Source organism: Paenibacillus sp. LPE1-1-1.1, from assembly GCF_040676435.1.
GTDB lineage: Bacteria > Bacillota > Bacilli > Paenibacillales > Paenibacillaceae > Pristimantibacillus.
Genome location: NZ_JBEGHY010000001.1, coordinates 1,871,508 through 1,888,921 on the forward strand (window position 1 = coordinate 1,871,508; position 17,414 = coordinate 1,888,921).

The window sequence follows — 17,414 nt, forward strand, 5'->3', positions numbered from 1 at the left end:
AATTCAGAACCTTTGTTTACCCCGCAAACTATAGTTCTTGCTTTAAAAAGCATATAACCTTCAGCCGTTTTGAGATGCGTCTAACCTATTCAACGGGTACTCTAACCCGAATAAACGTCCCTTCCCCAGGCATACTCTCGATTAATAGGTGAAAGCGGCCGCCGTAGATCAGCTTCAAGCGATAAATGACATTTTGAACGCCGATCCTTTCTCCGATCTCTTCTTCGCTCTCCAAATAACCGTAAAACTGCTTCACTTTTGCTTCGTCCATTCCAATGCCATTGTCACGGATCGAAAAGATCAGCTCATCTTCTTCCCGTTCGACCCTCACCTCGATTTTGCCTCCGTTCCGCAGCGGCTCAATGCCGTGAATGCTGGCATTTTCAACAAATGGCAGGAACATCATTTTGGGCATCAAACAATTTCTAGCGGAGGGATCAATGTGAATATCGTAAACCATCCGGTCCTCGAATCGGTATTTTTGGATCTCCAGGAAGCAAACGATAAATTCCATTTCCTCGCTGACCATCACCCGGTCCTTGCCCCACGTAAGCGAGTTTCTGAATATTTTCGCCATATTCTGAATGATTTTTGCCGTCTCCGTCTCATCCTTAATGAGGCTGCGCATTCGAATGGTTTCCAGCGCATTAAATAAAAAATGGGGATTAATTTGGCTTTGCAGCGCATTAAGCTGCGCTTTCCTTCGTTCCAGCTCGAGGGATTTCGTCTGAATGTCCGCGATATAGACATCGTCAATCAAGCTTTTCACCTGTATCGTCATCCGATTGAATTCGCTCGTTAATTGGCCGATTTCATCCGAATATTCTTCTTGCTTAATCGTATCAAAATGCTGGTTTTTCACTTTTTTCATATGCTTAAGAATTTCAACCAGCCGTACATTCAAGGAACGCGTAATCCATAAAATGATCAATGTCGGGATGAAGATATTCAGGCAGGCCAATACGAAAACAAACTCACGCGATTGACGCACTTCCTTCAATACCTCTTCCTCCGAAATCGAAGCAATAATGCGCCAGTTGTCCATGTAGCTCACATAAGCGTATTCTGCTTGGAATGCGACGGCATCCGATGGGAATTCCAACGAATCATACCGTATGGTATCTTTTCGCCAGTCCACCGCAGAGTCCGTCGTAAATTCAATTTCGTCTTTGTCATTGACTAAGTAAATATTTCCTTGCAAATTCTGATTCCGGAAAATTTGTTCAATCGTGCTTGTTTTCAAATCAATTTTCAAAAACTTCTTCCACTGTTTTTTTGATTCATAATAATTCATTTCGCGGATAATGCTGAAGGTATTACGGGTCACATTCTCTTCGCTCTTCAAATACAAGTCTTCCTGCTGCGTACGGATGAAGATCGGATAGGCATTGTGCTTCTCCTGCATCATTTTGTACCAATCGGTTTGCTTGATTTCATCCGAAAGAAACCCGATTCCGCCGGAATGCAGCATCGTTGGGTTCTCGACATAAATTTTAATATTTTGAATGGAGGTGTACACGGGCGTATAGCTGTTCAAAATCCTTCGGAAATAGGTGTCGTACGCTTCAATATAAGCAGCCGGCTCTTGATAGTCCGTTTCTAATATTTGATTTAAATTATAATCCGTATAAAATACGGACGAGATCGTCACGGCATCCTCGACCTCGGACCGGAACTCATTGTTTATTTGATCGACTGCGCGCGAAAAATCCTTCATCCGCTGGTTTTTCACATTCTCTGTCGTCACATTATAGAAAATCACATTCGTTAATACGATGGGGAGAAAAACGGAAAAAATATAGAGGACCAGCATCTTATTCCGCAGTCGGACATTGTTGAGATTCAAGTGCAGCTTCACGCGTCTAATCCCCTTTGTGTGTAGTTATTTCATTTGGCGTATAAGCTTATGGGAGCTGATTGCGGTATTCGGTCGGCGTCATATGCTCGATCTTCTCGAATTGGGTAACAAAATAATCGGCGTTGCTGAACCCGACCTTCTCCGCGATCTCATATACTCGCATTGCGCAGGATTGCCGAAGCAGCTTTTTGGCTTCGTTCACCCTCAGCTGCAGCAGAAACTCGTTAAAATAAACGCCGTACGTCTTCTTGAATAGCTGGCCCAAATAGACGGGATTCACATAAAATTGCGCCGCGATGCTTTTGAGGCTCATATTTTGCGAATAATTCATCTCGATATAGCTCTTGATTTTTTGTATGCCGCCCTTCTGCTGTTCTTTTCTCAGCTCCGCGACAAGCAATCCGCTCTCTTCGATAAATGCCGAAAACATGTTTTTCAATTCGCCGAGCGACAGATTGATGTCCTGCCAATTCAGCAGCGGTTTGAGGGTGGACAAGGATTGCTCGTCCCCTTCCATGCTGCGGATCGTTTTCATAATCCCCATTACGCATTGCTGAATATTCATCTTGACCGCTTCCGGGGCATACCGTTTCTCGCGAAAATCCAGAAACCACTGCTCGACCGCCGTTTTCACCACATCCAGCTTCAGCTCTTCGAAATGCTCCATGAATTGATTAAACTGAACCGGCTCGAAGCCGATATAATTTAGCTGCTCCGATTGGATCTGCTCATACACAACGATTCGTTCATCATTTGTGTATTTGTATAACAAGGCGTCCTTAGCCGCTTTGTAGGAATCCCGAATATGCGCCAGACCATAGACCGGAGAGCCGGCATATAGAAATACGCTTTTGCCAAAATGGATATCCAGTGCCGCTCTAAATTTTGCCAGGAACCGCTCAAGCTCCCCGTTGAAGGGCTCCAGCAGAAAGCCGGGCAGCAAGATGCCGATACGGTTGCGATGCTCATACAGGTTAACCGGCTGAGAGGCTGCCGTAATCCGCATAAGCTCCTGCTGGACCAGCTCCATGAAACGCGCGTTAGGGATCTGTCCCGTTGATGGATCCAGGCGGTGGTTATCGTTAAGCTCCGCGAACATATAAATTAAGAAATCGGTTTTCTTCAACTGCAAACGACGCTCCCATCCTGCAATGGAAGCCTCGCTTGCTTCGCCAAGAATAAGCGATTTGATCATCTCGCTGCCTATCCGCCGCTCCTTCTTGGTTTGCTCCTCTTGCTCCGCATTTAGCTTTTCGTTTAGCTTTTTCAGAATGCTGGTGAATTCGATCTCATCAATCGGTTTGACAACAAAATCTTGAACGCCGTAACGCATAGCCTGCTGAGCATAGTTAAAATCGTTATAGCCGCTTATGATCACGAAAGCAGGCTTCATGTTATTTTCCGTCGTGACCCGCCTTATCAGCTCCAGTCCATCAATGACCGGCATACGAATATCCGTGATAACAAGCTGCGGCTGAACTCGCTCGATCAGCGCCAACGCATCCTCGCCATTATCCGCTTCTCCGGCAATTTCAAAGCCGCAGTCTTCCCAATCGATCAGCTTTATTAGGCCTTTGCGGGTAAATAATTCGTCATCCACCAGAATTGCACGATGTAAATGCATCATTTTGTCCTCCTCATTCGGGTTATGCCAGACGAAATACGGGATCAACAGGCAAATAATGAACGGGAATGGCGGGAAACCATTTCCCCAGCCGATCGGCGAGCAGCCGCATCCCCGGCTGCTCGCTTTCCATGTGGCCAAGAACAATGAGCGCATTGCTTTTGCCAGCATGCACGGCATCCCGAACATATTCCGGCGTTTCCCACTCCGGGCCTTCCCCGTAAATAATCAAATCCAGATTATATTTGCTGAACAAAGGAATCACGTTCTCTCCTGCCCCTCTATAGCCAACCAGCAAGCCAATACGGGTGCACGCCATGGACAAATCGCCAACGGCCCGCAGGAAGCGGATCCCTAGTCTTTTTTTGATATCGCCAATGACCTGTTCAAGGTTCATCGGCGGAAGGGTTACGAGCGTCGCGGCGGGTAAATTTTCCGTTACATGCTCCTGCCATCCCAAAGCTTGGATGAGCCCTTCCATAATGCCATCGGGCTGAAAGCGATGCCAATAATCGTGATAGCGATAAACGGCCACGCCCATCCTTTCGATATACCATTTTTTCGACTTATATACAACATCGTCCGCGTATAAGGGTTTCGTACCGTCACGGTGGTTGTAAAATATCCCTTCATGCGTGATGACGAGGTTAGCCCCTAACTGGACGGACTGCTCAAGCACCTGCTGCGTCGCCATGAACGTAACGGCAATGCCCTTAACTTCCGTCCCGGGCGTTCCAAATGCCAGCGTATCCACGGAATTCGGAATCGGTTCAAGGGAAGCTGTCAGCCTGTCTATTATATCCTGTATGTTTGTCATCGTTCTTGTCCGCTCCCGCAGGTTTTATTTTAAATTAAATTACGCTTTGTTATTTAAATTTTATGTTCAATAAAGGAACGGCACAATGCAAAAAGTATAGTGTCAACCCTAAAAACTAAAGGTGTTTACAACATCCTTTTGGCGTAAAGCGGCTTGGGAACAAAAAAAAGCGACCGCCCCGGATAGATTCCGGTAAGCGATCGCCGCATTTTAGCTTATTATTTTGGCTGCATACCTGCAGGCCGTTCCATCATGCTACAAGCGTTCCTTCACCCAAACGGCCATTTCACCTTTGCCGCGGTTCGCCCATGCGTAATACGGAATAAAAGTAAGGCTGGCCGGCTTGAGAGCAGCATCGGCGTCCGAGCGGTACAGCTGGCTGCCCCATTGCTCGAATTGCAGCTTCAACCCTTCCGCCTTGATTACTTGAATGCCGCCGATCAGCTCCTTTTCGTAAGAAGCTGCAAGCTTGGCATCCTGCGGCAGAAGCAGCTGCTGAAGCTGTTGTCCGTTGTCGGCTTCTTCTACGCAATACACGAGCGGGCCGCGCTGCAAAGCAACTTTACCGGCGTTTTGCTTCACGAGAGGATTGCTTCTTACACGTAAAATAGGCAATTCCAGCGTGAGCTCGACGATATCGCCTGACACCCACTGCCGATCGATGCGAGCGTAGCCGTCAACGGTTTTATCCGCAATCGCATAGGCCTCTCCGTTTACGAGAACAGATGCATTCGCTGACCAATCCGGTATGCGAAGCGCCAGCGTGAAGGCTGCAGGCTGCTCCAAAGTAACCTCGAAGCGCGCCGAGCCCTCCCACGGCATCGATGATTGCTGATTAAGCTTAACCTTCGCAGCTCCCAATGACAGCTCCATTTCGCCGCCGATATAGAGATGGGAGTAAATGGTGTTCTCCTTTACGGAGTACAAGTATTCGCCCAGCGATGCCAGTAAACGGGCAATATTCGGAGGGCAGCATGCGCAGCCGAACCATTCTTGGCGGACAGGCTTTACATGGTTGAAGTTTTTATTTTTCCCTTCGCATACATCCGGCATTACTTCCAGCGGATTGACATAGAAGAAATGCCTGCCGTCGCGCGACATCCCCGCAAGCACCGTATTATACAAAGCGCGTTCCATGACATCGGCATATTTGCTGCTTGGCTCCAGCTGCAGCATTCTGTGCGCGAAGAAAATAAGGCCGATCGAAGCGCAGGTCTCTGAATATACCGTATCATTCGGCAAATCGTAATCAAAAGAAAAAGCCTCGCCCTGCGCCATCGAGCCGATGCCGCCCGTGATGTACATTTGCTTGGAAGCAATGTTGTCCCAAAGCTTGCGGCAAGCGTTCATCAAGGATTCGTCGCCTGTTTCCCGCGCAACGTCTGCCATGCCTGCAAGCATGTAAACTACGCGTACCGCGTGTCCGGCTGCCGCTTCCTGCTCGCGAACAGGCAAATGCGCTTGAAAATATTCCGGATCAATATGAATCTTATTGTTGCTCCAATGCGTCGTTCTTCCTCTGCGGTCAGCTTCTGCCTCGAAAAAGCTAGGCTGCTGTCCGCGCTTGTCAATGAAGTAGCTGCTCAGCTCCAGATATTTGCGTTCGCCTGTTGCTTCATACAGCTTAACAAGCGCAAGCTCGACTTCCTGGTGTCCGTCGTAACCAGCGATTTGGCCCGGGCCGTCACCGAACACAACGGCGATATCATCCGCGATCCGGCATACGATATCGAGAAGATTACGCTTGCCGGTCGCACGATAGTAAGCAACGCCTGCTTCAATCATATGTCCCGCCGAATACAGCTCATGGCATTCCGTTAAATTCGTCCATTTTTTATCCGGTTCCTTAATGGTAAAAAACGTATTCAAATAACCGCTTGGCTGCTGCGCCTTGCCGATAATCTCGATCATCTCGTCGGCAACCTGCTCCAATGCGGCGTCAGGCTTCGTTTCAAGCAGGTAAGCTACCGCCTCTAGCCATTTGGCTACGTCGGTATCTTGGAATACATAGCCGTAAAACTCGCCTTCTTCAAGCCCTGCAGCGATTTTAAAATTGCTTACCGCGCCGCTTCGCTCCGCTCCCTCAACCCGGTCGTTTATCGCATCCCACTGATAAGGGACAACAACATCCCTCACCAAATGAATATAATAATTCCAGAAATCATCTGTAATTTTAACTTTCTTTAATGATACCGGCTTCGCATGTACCTTGCTAACTGCTTGTCCCATTCGTATCGCACCTCTCCAGCATTTATTCAATTTCATACTGCTGATTCCTATTTTATGCGTTAGAATAGAACATAAATACAAACACAAATAACCTATTTCTTATAAAATATCACACAAACTCGGAGAGTGGATTACGATGACAGAAGCATCGGAGCATATCTATTTTGCGGCGCCCCCGCTTCCGTACTACCTCGAAAGCGGCGTTACGGTCCATAAGCGCGGCGACCAGCATCCCAGCCGCAGGCATCTGGGCGTATTTGATCTGATTATCGTGGAAAGCGGCTGTCTCTTTATTGGAGAGGAAGAACGCAAATGGGAGTTGACGGCAGGGCAATCCCTGGTTTTGCTGCCTGACCGTCCCCATTATTCCGTAAAGCCGTCCGAAGGGAAGACCGTTTTTTATTGGGTTCATTTTCTGCCGGTAGGAGAATGGCAGCAATCGGAGCTCGACCATGCCAGCATCAGCCATGACCAGCATTATAATCGTTTTCTCACTGCGCCCTATTCCCTCCATCTTCAAAAAGCGTGGACGCTCCCTTACCCCGAGCAGGCTTACCGGCTTATGCGTACGCTGAACAAAGCGGGCGCGGAACGTCAATCCAGCGCCTTCTGGACGCAGCAGCAGACCTTCGAGGAACTGCTCCGCATGATGGATTTACGTCAAAACGACAGCTATACGAGCCCTTCCGTCACTTTGGCGGAAAAAGCGGAGGCGTATATCAAAAACAATTACCGCGCGGAAATAACAAGCCAAACGATGGCAGACGCGCTGAATTTTCACTACAACTACATCACGCGCTGCATGAAGCAGGTATACGGCATGACGCCGATTGACTACTTATCCAAATACCGGCTCGAGCAGGCGAAGCTGCTCCTGCTTAAGACGGAATGGCCCGTAGCCCAAATCGCGCTGCATGTCGGCTTTGAGAATGTCCCTTACTTTTCTAACTGCTTCACGCGGCAGATCGGAATGCCGCCGACTAAGTTTCGCAAGCAGTATATGAGTTGAAGATCTTGTTGCAATCGTGTAAGGGTCCGTCACGAACAGCTCTTTGGTAGACATCATTCTATAATACATCAGCATGCTGTTATGGACCACTCAGCTGCGGCACCCCAGGCCGATCGGGAGGGGAGCTAATATCGAATGCTGACGCAATCGGCCCTCATCTACACCTTGGAACTAGCTACAATGCAGTTACTGCAACAGAACCGCTCATTTACCGGCTGCTCCGCCTCAACATTGCAGTTACTACAACAGATGATCTTATTTGCGGCACTTCTCGCTTGACAGGGGCCATTTCTATTGTAGTTTCTACAGCGCAGCCAAAAGAAAAAGTGCGATGTTAACTTTCTGCTGCACAAAGTACACTATAATCGCCGCTTCAAGGCCATTCATTTGCGGAATAACCTGCACAACAGACCGGCAAGCGGATCATGGCGGGAATTCTGATTGACGCGATGATCGCTTTGCTTAAAAGTAACGATAGGTTTAATCAGCTGAGCCACGGCAACTTTGGCGGTTTAATCGTCATGAAAAAACAGGGCATCTCCTCAGCCGAATAAATAAGCCGAGAGGATGCCCCGAAAAATAAATGATAGTGCCGTTTATTGCTGCGGCTTCGCCTTTTGCCCTTCCTCGAGCCATAAAATCGAGGTTACGCCACGCGGATAATATTTGCTGCCGGTAATGCGCCCGGAAATCATTTGGTCGCTCCAGCTCCAAATCGAAAGCTCGGGATGCGTCAGCCACTGGACATGAGCTTGGTCAGCTTGCCGTCCGGTCTCCTCCCATGCGATGCCGAGCAGCTCGCGCGCCACGAATTGGCACAAGTAAATTTTGCTGAGCCAGCTGTTATTGCTCGTAGAGGACAGCTTCCAGCCTCCATCCTCAAACAAGCAAATGCCAGGTTTCAATACATACCGCAAATGCGTGTTTAGAGCCTCCAAGTAGGCGCCAAACCGTCCTTCCGGCTCAAGCGCGGCAAGGTTCCCCGTCACGTAAGGAAAAATAAGCCCTTCGATGGCCGGAATGATTTTGGAATCATTATTTTCGCCAATGACCGCCGGTATATAGCCTTCGCTTGTGACATGGCTGACAATCGTGGCCGCGCATTTGTCTGCTTGCTTTCCTGCCGTCTCTGCCTGCGAAGCCCGCTCGTTTTCATGGAATATCCGCTCCATCGCCACGTAAGCCGCCCAGTTTTTCCCCGCTAAATAAATGTTGTTCCGTGATTGGCCTAGAGATACGTCCAAGCTGTCGTAAGTCGTAATCTCCGCGCCGCCCATCGTCCGCGAGCTGTCCAGACCCATAATGCCGTTGCGGCTGTCCGGATTGGAATCATCCCGGTTAAGCATGCTGTTTAAGCATTTCTCGAATATTTCAAGGTTCGCGTCAAGCCATTCGCGATCTGCCGTTTTCTCGTAATAGGCCGCGCCGCAAAGCACCCAATTCGTCAGCTGCTCATGCGTCATATGGGAGAAACAGCCGTCAAGGCCGTACAGCTCATAGGACGAGAAGCCTGGACGGGATACCGCATTCGCAACGCCCATGTCATGGGTAAAGCTGATGCCTCCCGGATATACCTCGTCACTGCCCGGTTTGCGCAGCGTATCCTCGTAGCTATAGCGTTTCACGAACATGTCGAGCTCGTTTTTGACTGTCCATGGATTCATTTTGAGCTCATAGAACAACTGGTCCACGGTCAAATCGAACGTATTCATCATGCGGTATTCGCCTTCATTGACGATCCAAAACGGCTTCCCTTCGTAATCCAGAAGCTGCGTGTTGCCATAATAGCTCCGAATGGAGTGGATTAGCATGAATTTTTGGTCGTCGGACAGGTTATCCTGTTCTGTCAACGCGCCAGCCCGCAAAGCCTCCTCGGTCAGCCTGTCAAAATGGGTCAGCGCATACTCAGCGACCGCCTCGACATTCGGAAAGTAACGCGTATAGAAGTAGGAAGCGTCAATCCCTGTCGTGACATATCCGGCTCTATAGAAGCAAATCGCGAACCGGTATGTTTTAATTTCCCCAGGTTCCGTGTCCAAGATAAGCGAGCATACGGCCCCAAGGCCGAAGGTCCAGTTTTCTTTCAAAGACGCGCCCAAAATATCCTCCAGCGTAAAATGCTGCGCAGACGCCGCCGTCTGCTCATCCGTCACGATCGCTAGCTGGCGTCCCTGCCCAATGCCCGGTCTGCCGCAGGTATCATCCATTCGCCGCATCGCTTGGTAGGGATCACTTCCCTGAAAACCGAAAAACGCCCTGCGTTTGCGGTCCGAACGCGAATTATCTACGGTCAGCTCCGCAAATACGGCTGGGAGAAGCGTGTCCTTAAGCTCCCCTTCAGAGGCCGATGCCGGGTCCGGTACCGAGCGTACCTGCGAATAAATCCGGAATGACAAATCGCCCGACTTCCATGTATCCGTCGTCAGCTGGAAATCACGCTGGATGTCCTGCTGCGCCAGCGGGTGAAGCAGCTTCGGCTTGTCGGGACTCGGATCGGGATTCTCGATATCGTAGCGCTTGCTCTCATCTTCTCCCTGCACATCATGAAACGGCAGCGTGTCATAGCCGGTCCCGTCCATACGTTCCAGGCCAATATATATATTCTCCTTCGGCGGTTTAGCCAGTTCGATGTCAAAGCCTCCCGAAGCTCCGGGAAATCCGAGCGTAAAGCTGGAAAAAGCACCGATCGGGGAATGATGCGCGTTAAAAAACTGATTTTTTGCCAAGGTAAATTCATCTCCTTCATAGGTTGTATCTCTTCCCATCTTACGGTCGTTTTACAGGCGCCAACAGGGTCATAACAGGCCTTTATTTGTACAAAACGTCACCATGCCGCAGGTTGACGGTATGTTATACTGAACTCATCCTATAAAGCGAGGAATACGCGATGAGAAACCATCTACCCTTCGGCCGGGAAAACAGCATTCAGGAGCTGATGACGCCCGATTTGCAGTTTGCCTTTCAAATCGTTGCGGCGCATAAGCGTACCGTTAACGGGCAGTGGAGCTATCCCGAGCATTATCACACCATGTTCGAGCTCAACATGGTCTTGGACGGAGAGCAGACCATGTTTGCGGAGAACTCATCCTTTTTGCAGCATGAAGGGGATATCTTGTTCATTCCTCCCAGCGTCAAGCACAGAAGCGAAGGCTCTTCCGGCAATGAGACAATGACTTACTTCTGTCTGCATTTTGATATCGACGATTTGACGCTCCGCAGAAGCTTGATGAGCATGCAGACGACGCTGCTGCCTACCGGAAATCCTTCGTCTGCCGGCATCAGAAGCACGCTGGAGCGGTTAATACGTTCGCTGCAATATGCCCAAACGGGCCTGCAGCGGGACAAGCTCGCTTTTCTGAGCGATACCTTCCTCATGCTGTCTGCCCTAACGAATTGGACCATGGACGAAGGCAAGGGCGAGCTGCATGGAAAAGAAGCCTCCGAGAATGAAATGTCGCTCGCCGCAACGATAGAACGGGAGCTGCGGAGCGCCTCCGTCTCGGAACGCCTGCCTGAGGAACGAATCGGTATCGAAAAAATGGCCGCCCGCCTCGGCTATAGCCCCGCTTATTGCAAACGGGTCTTCCAGCGAGTTTACGGCATGTCGCCGCGGCAATATTTAACGGGCCTGATTGTACGCCAAGCGAAGCTGCTGCTGATCAATTCGGAGCTCACCGTCGAGGATATCGCCTATCAGCTCGGATATCATGACGTCTCGCAATTCAGCAAGCAATTTAAGCGATGGATGAATCTGTCCCCGACAGCCTTCCGCAAGCTGACGAAATAACTCCAATTCATTGGGTTTAAAGGCTGATGCCTTACACTGCGGCAAGCGGTTCTTATAAAATAAACAAGGGACGCAAGCCGAAGCTTGCGTCCCTTGTTTATTTTAAGACGGAGGGAATTTTATGATCAACCGTTAATTGATTTTGATGCTGAATACGACTGGTGCCGAGCTTTGGACATGCCGTGTCTGAATAATCAAGGCTTCTTCCGTTCTCTCCCATGCCGGTTTTTCGTCAAACCCTAGAACATTAATTTCCTCGATAATACCTTGGAAATGGATCGATTTTTCTTTGAGGGCTTTGATTGCGACCACTCCGTTTTCGGGATATACGAGAATGGCTGCAAAAAGAGTGCTGCCCTTCACGGTGAACCTAATGTCTTCACTCGTAAACACTTTAGATTTCCCATCCGTAAATTGGCCCTCCTCGATCTCCGTCGGCCCTTCGCCAAAGATGCGCCAGAAGGTCGAATCGTAGATGGCTTCTCCGTTCACCTTCAACCAGTGGCCGATTTCAAGAAGAATCTGCTTATCCTCATCGGGAATCGATCCGTCGGCTTTGGGGCCTACATTCAGCAGCAGGCTGCCGTTCTTGCTCACGATATCTACTAAATCCCGGATAATTTCATTCGATGATTTATAATCATTGTTCGGCGTGTAACACCATGAGTTTTTTGCCACCGCCGTGTCGGTCTGCCAAAAATACGGCTTGAGTTCCGCGAACTGTCCTCTCTCGATATCCGGGACCGCGGTGCCGAAATGATACGCGTCATGCTTATAGTTGATCGCTACTTCTTCGCCCCACTCCATCGCCCGGTTGTAATAATATGCTGCGAATTTTTTGAGATAAGGCTTAAAGGCTTCCGTTTGAATCCACCAGTCAAAATAAAATACCTTCGGTTGATATTGGTCCACAAGCTCGCAGCATCGGATCAGCCAATCCTCCAAATAGGCTTGATTCGGAGGAGAACCGTACAGGTCGTGATGGTCAGGCTCCGGCATCGAAGGCCAGTAGAAGTCGCCGCGTACGAGCGGCTCTTTAACGTCAGAATCAAATTTTTTGCCATGCGATAAGAAAAACCAATGCTCCGCCCGGTGCGAAGAAACACAAAACGTCATATCCTGCTTCTCGAAAGCTTCTTTCATTTCACCAATTAAATCGCGCTTTGGCCCCATTTCATAGGCATTGAAAGGTGAGATGCCGCTTTTGTACATTTGAAACCCGTCATGATGCTCCGCAACCGGCATAATGTATTTGGCGCCTGCTTGCCGGAAAAGCGCAGCCCATTCGTCAGCATTGAATTTCTCCGCTTTAAACATCGGAATAAAATCCTTATAGCCAAAATCTTTGTGCTCTCCATAGACGGCGAGATGATGCTTGTATTCCTCCGAGTCCTGGATATACATATTCCTCGGGTACCATTCGCTCTTGAATGCGGGGACGGAATAGACGCCCCAGTGAATGAAAATACCGAATTTCGCCTTCTCATACCAAGAGGGAGCTTCAAATCCGCTGAGCGAATCCCAATTATCCTTGAATTTCCCGTTTTTAATCGTATCTTCAATCGTCTTCAAATATGTATCTGCTCCCATGAAGCTATCATCCTCTCTCGCATTGAACTACCTATGTTCATTCTAGCGATGAAGGCACTTCATAGACATGCAGAAAATTATCTATCTCTTGGACAAAAGTAACCTTATTGCGAGGTTAACGTCCGCTTCAGCCAGTCGTAAGCCAGCCTTCCGCTAATTTTGTGCGCGCCCGGAAAAATGTCCGTTGCGAGCTTTTCGCCGGCACCCTCTGCTTCATAAATCTCCTGGATTTCAGCTGCCGCCTTGCGAAAGCCAGCAACCGGAAAAATCGGATCACGCTCGCCCGATTCGAGAAATAACGGGCGCGGCGCTAGAAGACCGATTAACTCTGGCAGCTCCGCATGCACAAGCAAACCCGGCGTGTAATTATCAATGCAATGATGGACAGCAAAAATACTGTCTTTAACCGTGTTTGTAAAGCCGGTCAACACCGCTGCGTTGATCCGCGCCTCCAGCACGGCAGCTGCATAACCAATTAATGCTCCGCCGGAGAAGCCCATGAGCCCTATGCGATCCGGATTGACCTCCGGCCTTGAAGCCAAATAAGTAAAGGCCTTTAAAGCCTCGGTAACCCGCAAGCCGGTAAGCGTTTTTCCTAACATCATCAGCTGAGTGGATAGTTTGTAGCAGGAGCTTGGCGTATCTGGATTAACCGCAAGGTCCGCAAGAAGCCTTCGCTCACCGAACCCGATGACGTCCGGCGCGATTACGGCCATTCCCCGCTTCACGAGCTGCAAGGCAAAATGCTGGTGGATGCCTGGCTCTTCCGGATCGGGCGAGCCATCCTTCAGCAAGCCGACGATCTCACGGCTGCCATAACCATGGCCATGAATCGCCAGCACGGCAGGCAGCGGCTCCTTCACGTTATCAGGAATAAGGACATATGCAGCAAAGGTTAACGCCGGTGTAGCCGAAAGTTCCACCCGCTCGCGGACATATCCATCGCATTGGACGCGTTCCAGCAGCCGCGGAGCAAAATCCGAGTTAGGCTCAAAGTGGCCAATCGCTTCACGCAGCGCCGCCTTCAGCTTCGGTCTGCGCTCGTTTCGAAGCTCCCGCATGGAACTCGTTTGATGCCGATTGACCGCTTCGTTGTAAAGCTTATTTAATAAATCGTCCCCATTCCACATTTTTCGCTCCGCCTCTACTCTAGATTTTTTTTACATGTTATTCCGAATCATAATGACCGTTTTGGAAGGTTAGCCGTAAATATACCTTGTGAAGATTTTAATTCTGTATTGAATTTTTATTCACTTTACTGTATATTTATACAATACTTTGAATAACCGGGAGGCTCGTCATGATTCAAATGGAAAAATCATTAACGGCAGCACTGCTCGAAAAAGCGGAGAAATCGGTTTTATTTACGGCACGTCGTCCTGGGATCGTGATGGAGCGCGGCGATGGAATGCATCTTTGGGATACGGAAGGCAAACGTTACTTGGATTTTGTGGGCGGCTGGGCCGTAGCCAGCCTTGGTCATTCACCAGCGGTCTTGCAGGAAGCACTGTCGCGCCAAGCCGCCACTTTGGTGCACGCCAGCCCCGGCTATTATAACCGGCCAATGATTGAATTCGCCGAGCTGCTTACCGGCGTCAGCGGGATGGATAAAGCCTTCTTCGCCAGCAGCGGCGCCGAAGCGAACGAGAGCGCGATTAAGCTTGCCAGAAAGCATGGCGCGGTCAACTTAAACGGAGCTTATGAGATTATTACGTTGACGAACAGCTTCCACGGACGAACGCTTGCGACGATGTCGGCTACCGGCAAAGAGCAATGGAAGGAACTTTTTGCTCCCAAAATCGATGGCTTCAAGCATGTTCCGATCAACGACCTCGACGCTTGCTTTGCCGCGGTTACGAATCAAACCTGCGCCATTATGGTCGAGCTTGTGCAAGGCGAAGGCGGGGTTCATTCGGTATCGGAGGCTTATTTATACGGATTGCGTAAAATTTGCGACATGTACGGCATGCTGCTCATCTTCGATGAAATCCAGACGGGGATGGGCAGAACGGGCAAGCTATTTGCCTACGAGCATTATGGCATACGGCCCGATGTCATAACGCTCGGCAAAGGAATCGGCGGCGGCTTTCCGTTATCGGCGATGCTCACGTTGGACAAATACGACTTATTCGAGCCTGGCGATCACGGCGGTACTTATACGGGAGCTCCGCTTGCTATGGCTGCCGGCTATGCCGTTCTGAAGGAGCTCCTCGATCGAAATTTAGCCGAAAATGCGAAGAAGCAGGGACAATACTTGATAGATGGACTTCATGCCCTCGCAAGCAGCTTCCCTATTTCGAATATTCGCGGCAAAGGATTGCTGCTTGCCTTCGACTTGCCCGAGGGTACAGCCACCCTGTTGGCCGCGGCTTGCCTGCGTGAGGGTTTGCTCATTAATTCGCCTAATCCATCTACGGTTCGGCTCGTGCCTCCGTTAATCGTAACGCAGCAGAACATCGATGATATGCTGGGCATTATGCGTCACGCGCTCGGAAAGCTGGAGCCGGGTTGATGCTTCAAGCGTAAACGGCTGACGCAGTGCTTGGCGGCGAAAGCTCGTTTACGGTGAAAAGGCAACGGATCGGGTTAAAATTTCAAATAAAAGGTCTGCGGTCCAGTACGAACTGCAGCGGTTCAGCGGTTTGAATGAGCCCCGGGATCAACCGCTGAATCGCAGCCAAGCCGCATAACGCTCCGCATAATGAAGGCAAGCCGTCGAAGGGCTCATCTGATTCGGCGCCAAGCTGATCCAGCCTCTCGATAAAGCGCTGCGATGTGCCTTTTACGGCGGCCTTGCATTCTTCTGCGCGGTAGGAAGATCTTTTTGCATGGCTTCACCTTAATGGAAAGATTTATTTGGCTCGTATCGATGTGCTTCTTACGATGAAGCATATCGATACGATTTTTTTAATATAACAAGCATCCACATCGGTACCCCGTCGGTATTCCACTGGCTACGATGCATGCACAATACGATCCTGCTCTTGCTTCCCTTCCAGTCCTACAATGCAGAAAGTACAGCGGAATCCCTGTTATTCGCCTCTCTTCGAAGCTACGTTGCATAAAATACAGCAGAACACAACAATTGAACCCATTTTCCCGGAATAGGAGTCGTTTATAAAAATTCTGTTGTACAAACTGCAGTGTATGAGAAGCAGTTGCCGTTCTGGCGCCATTCTATTGTACGAACTGCATCGTAGGCCTCCCGCAGGTGCAATTCGAAAATTGCATCATACCAACTTCCGTTACAACAACTCCTAAGCTGCTGCTTCGTTTAGATAGTAGATGTCTTCCTTGGCGATAGAAGCTAGTTCCGCTGTGAAATATAAGCATTGCATAAGGTTAAATCTATATTTTCAAATGTAAAAAAAACTAAACTCGACCCCTGCTGTCGAACCCGGCCTTAACCTCTACCAATTAAGCCCATTGCCTGCGTAATCTACATATTCGCACTCGGCCCCGTCTGCCGGAAGCCACAGCCGCGCCTCAATTAGCCGCAAAATGGCATCTGCCGACTGCTCGGGCGTCAACGAGGCCGCTGCATCAAGCTTGCCCTGCATGAAGGTTTGCACCCAGCCAGGATGAACGACTAATACGCGCCCGCCCTGCTTCTTAATTCCGTTATGGATCAGCTTGGACTGCATGTTAAGCGCCGCCTTCGACATGCAGTATGCGAACCAGCTGTCACGGTAGCAATCGCCTATGCTGCCTGCTTCCGATGAAATGTTGATCAGAAATTTCGAATCGCTCTTCAGAAGCAGCGGCATAAACGTCTGGCTCATCCGCAGGCTGCCCAGCGTGTTCACGTTAAAGACGTCCATCATCTCCGCATAATTCAGCGGATCCAGCACGGTAGCTCCAATGTCGCCGAGTATAGCGCCGTTATTGATTAACAAATCAACCTGATCCGTTTTCCCGGACACCGACTCAAATGCCCTTGCCACGCTGTCATCGCTCGCGATATCTAGAGGCAGCAGACAAAGCTGATCAGCATGCACTTCTTTGAGTGCTTGAAGCTCCGGCGCTTCATCCGTGTATTGTCCCGCAAATACATGAAAGCCCTGCCCCAGCAGGCTTTTCACAAGGGCAAGACCTACCCCGCGGTCCGCGCCTGTTACTAACGCTGTTTTTTTGATTTCATCCACTTCTCCCTTCAACTTTTAATTCGAGGCTCGCCATGCATGATGGATAAGCATTTCCGCATAACTTAGATACGGTTGTAATGCGCCTAATCAGCAGGAGGGCTATCATTTTGCGTACACGAGCCATAAAAAATAATGAATTTAAAATTTACGTCATACCCGCCTGGAAATGGAAGGAGTTTCTGGCCTTCGAGCTCATCGGCGGTACAGCGTTTTATTTGCTTTGCAGAAAATTAGCCCATTCCGAGCTGTTCGGAATGGCCGCCAATATCGCCGGACCCCAAATGCTCAAATATTTAATGGCCGCTTACCGGCTCGATGCAAAAAACGTTCCGCAGCCCCCGCCGAGCTAGCGGAA

Annotated in this window: 14 protein-coding genes; 6 read left to right on the plus strand and 8 right to left on the minus strand. The window is 49.6% G+C overall.

Translation table 11 applies throughout. From position 1 onward, the window contains the following. Positions 1-85 precede the first annotated feature (85 nt). From MRBLPE1_RS08150 to MRBLPE1_RS08165, 4 genes are all read right to left on the minus strand, one after another. Positions 86-1,813, minus strand: a complete 1,728-nt coding sequence (locus tag MRBLPE1_RS08150) for a sensor histidine kinase (protein ID WP_364144564.1) — start codon at positions 1,811-1,813, stop codon at positions 86-88. 91 nt (positions 1,814-1,904) lie between these two features. Then, on the minus strand, positions 1,905-3,482 hold the full coding sequence (locus tag MRBLPE1_RS08155; RefSeq protein ID WP_364143822.1) for a response regulator: 1,578 nt from the start codon (positions 3,480-3,482) through the stop codon (positions 1,905-1,907). A 22-nt stretch (positions 3,483-3,504) separates the two neighbouring features. Then, positions 3,505-4,299 carry a Nif3-like dinuclear metal center hexameric protein gene (locus MRBLPE1_RS08160; RefSeq protein ID WP_364143825.1) on the minus strand — a complete coding sequence of 265 codons (795 nt, stop codon included), beginning with the start codon at positions 4,297-4,299 and terminating at the stop codon, positions 3,505-3,507. A gap of 255 nt (positions 4,300-4,554) precedes the next feature. Continuing rightward, entirely contained in the window at positions 4,555-6,528 is a 1,974-nt protein-coding gene (locus MRBLPE1_RS08165) for a glycoside hydrolase family 127 protein (RefSeq protein WP_364143827.1), read from the minus strand. Between the two features lie 136 nt (positions 6,529-6,664). Between MRBLPE1_RS08165 and MRBLPE1_RS08170 the strand changes: the two genes are divergently transcribed. The 3 genes from MRBLPE1_RS08170 to MRBLPE1_RS08180 all read left to right on the plus strand — a co-directional run bounded on the left by MRBLPE1_RS08170 (position 6,665) and on the right by MRBLPE1_RS08180 (position 8,091). Next, positions 6,665-7,537 (plus strand): AraC family transcriptional regulator, encoded by an 873-nt coding sequence (locus MRBLPE1_RS08170; protein ID WP_364143830.1) that lies wholly within the window; start codon positions 6,665-6,667, stop codon positions 7,535-7,537. Between the two features lie 135 nt (positions 7,538-7,672). After that, entirely contained in the window at positions 7,673-7,816 is a 144-nt protein-coding gene (locus MRBLPE1_RS08175; protein WP_364143833.1) for a hypothetical protein, read from the plus strand. Between the two features lie 146 nt (positions 7,817-7,962). After that, positions 7,963-8,091, plus strand: coding sequence for a hypothetical protein (locus MRBLPE1_RS08180; protein ID WP_364143836.1), 129 nt, complete (start codon positions 7,963-7,965; stop codon positions 8,089-8,091). Between the two features lie 42 nt (positions 8,092-8,133). On the opposite strand, the gene MRBLPE1_RS08185 is transcribed toward MRBLPE1_RS08180, so the two are convergent. After that, a complete protein-coding gene (locus tag MRBLPE1_RS08185) occupies positions 8,134-10,263 on the minus strand; it encodes a glycoside hydrolase family 52 protein (protein ID WP_364143838.1) in 2,130 nt (709 codons plus the stop codon). 161 nt (positions 10,264-10,424) lie between these two features. Here MRBLPE1_RS08185 and MRBLPE1_RS08190 point away from each other — a divergent pair, with 161 nt between their 5' ends. After that, positions 10,425-11,324 carry an AraC family transcriptional regulator gene (locus tag MRBLPE1_RS08190; RefSeq protein WP_364143840.1) on the plus strand — a complete coding sequence of 300 codons (900 nt, stop codon included), beginning with the start codon at positions 10,425-10,427 and terminating at the stop codon, positions 11,322-11,324. A gap of 132 nt (positions 11,325-11,456) precedes the next feature. Here MRBLPE1_RS08190 and MRBLPE1_RS08195 read toward each other — a convergent pair whose 3' ends face one another. Together MRBLPE1_RS08195 and MRBLPE1_RS08200 are read right to left on the minus strand one after the other, a co-directional pair. Next, on the minus strand, positions 11,457-12,914 hold the full coding sequence (locus MRBLPE1_RS08195; RefSeq protein WP_364143842.1) for an alpha-L-fucosidase: 1,458 nt from the start codon (positions 12,912-12,914) through the stop codon (positions 11,457-11,459). Between the two features lie 104 nt (positions 12,915-13,018). Then, complete coding sequence (locus MRBLPE1_RS08200; protein ID WP_364143845.1) at positions 13,019-14,044, minus strand: dienelactone hydrolase family protein; 1,026 nt, start codon at positions 14,042-14,044, stop codon at positions 13,019-13,021. Positions 14,045-14,214: 170 nt separating this feature from the next. On the opposite strand from MRBLPE1_RS08200, the gene MRBLPE1_RS08205 reads away from it, so the two are divergent. Then, complete coding sequence (locus MRBLPE1_RS08205; protein WP_364143848.1) at positions 14,215-15,426, plus strand: aspartate aminotransferase family protein; 1,212 nt, start codon at positions 14,215-14,217, stop codon at positions 15,424-15,426. A gap of 898 nt (positions 15,427-16,324) precedes the next feature. On the opposite strand, the gene MRBLPE1_RS08210 is transcribed toward MRBLPE1_RS08205, so the two are convergent. Beyond that, on the minus strand, positions 16,325-17,059 hold the full coding sequence (locus tag MRBLPE1_RS08210; RefSeq protein WP_364143850.1) for an SDR family NAD(P)-dependent oxidoreductase: 735 nt from the start codon (positions 17,057-17,059) through the stop codon (positions 16,325-16,327). Positions 17,060-17,166: 107 nt separating this feature from the next. Between MRBLPE1_RS08210 and MRBLPE1_RS08215 the strand changes: the two genes are divergently transcribed. Then, positions 17,167-17,409, plus strand: a complete 243-nt coding sequence (locus MRBLPE1_RS08215) for a hypothetical protein (protein WP_364143853.1) — start codon at positions 17,167-17,169, stop codon at positions 17,407-17,409. Positions 17,410-17,414 lie beyond the last annotated feature (5 nt).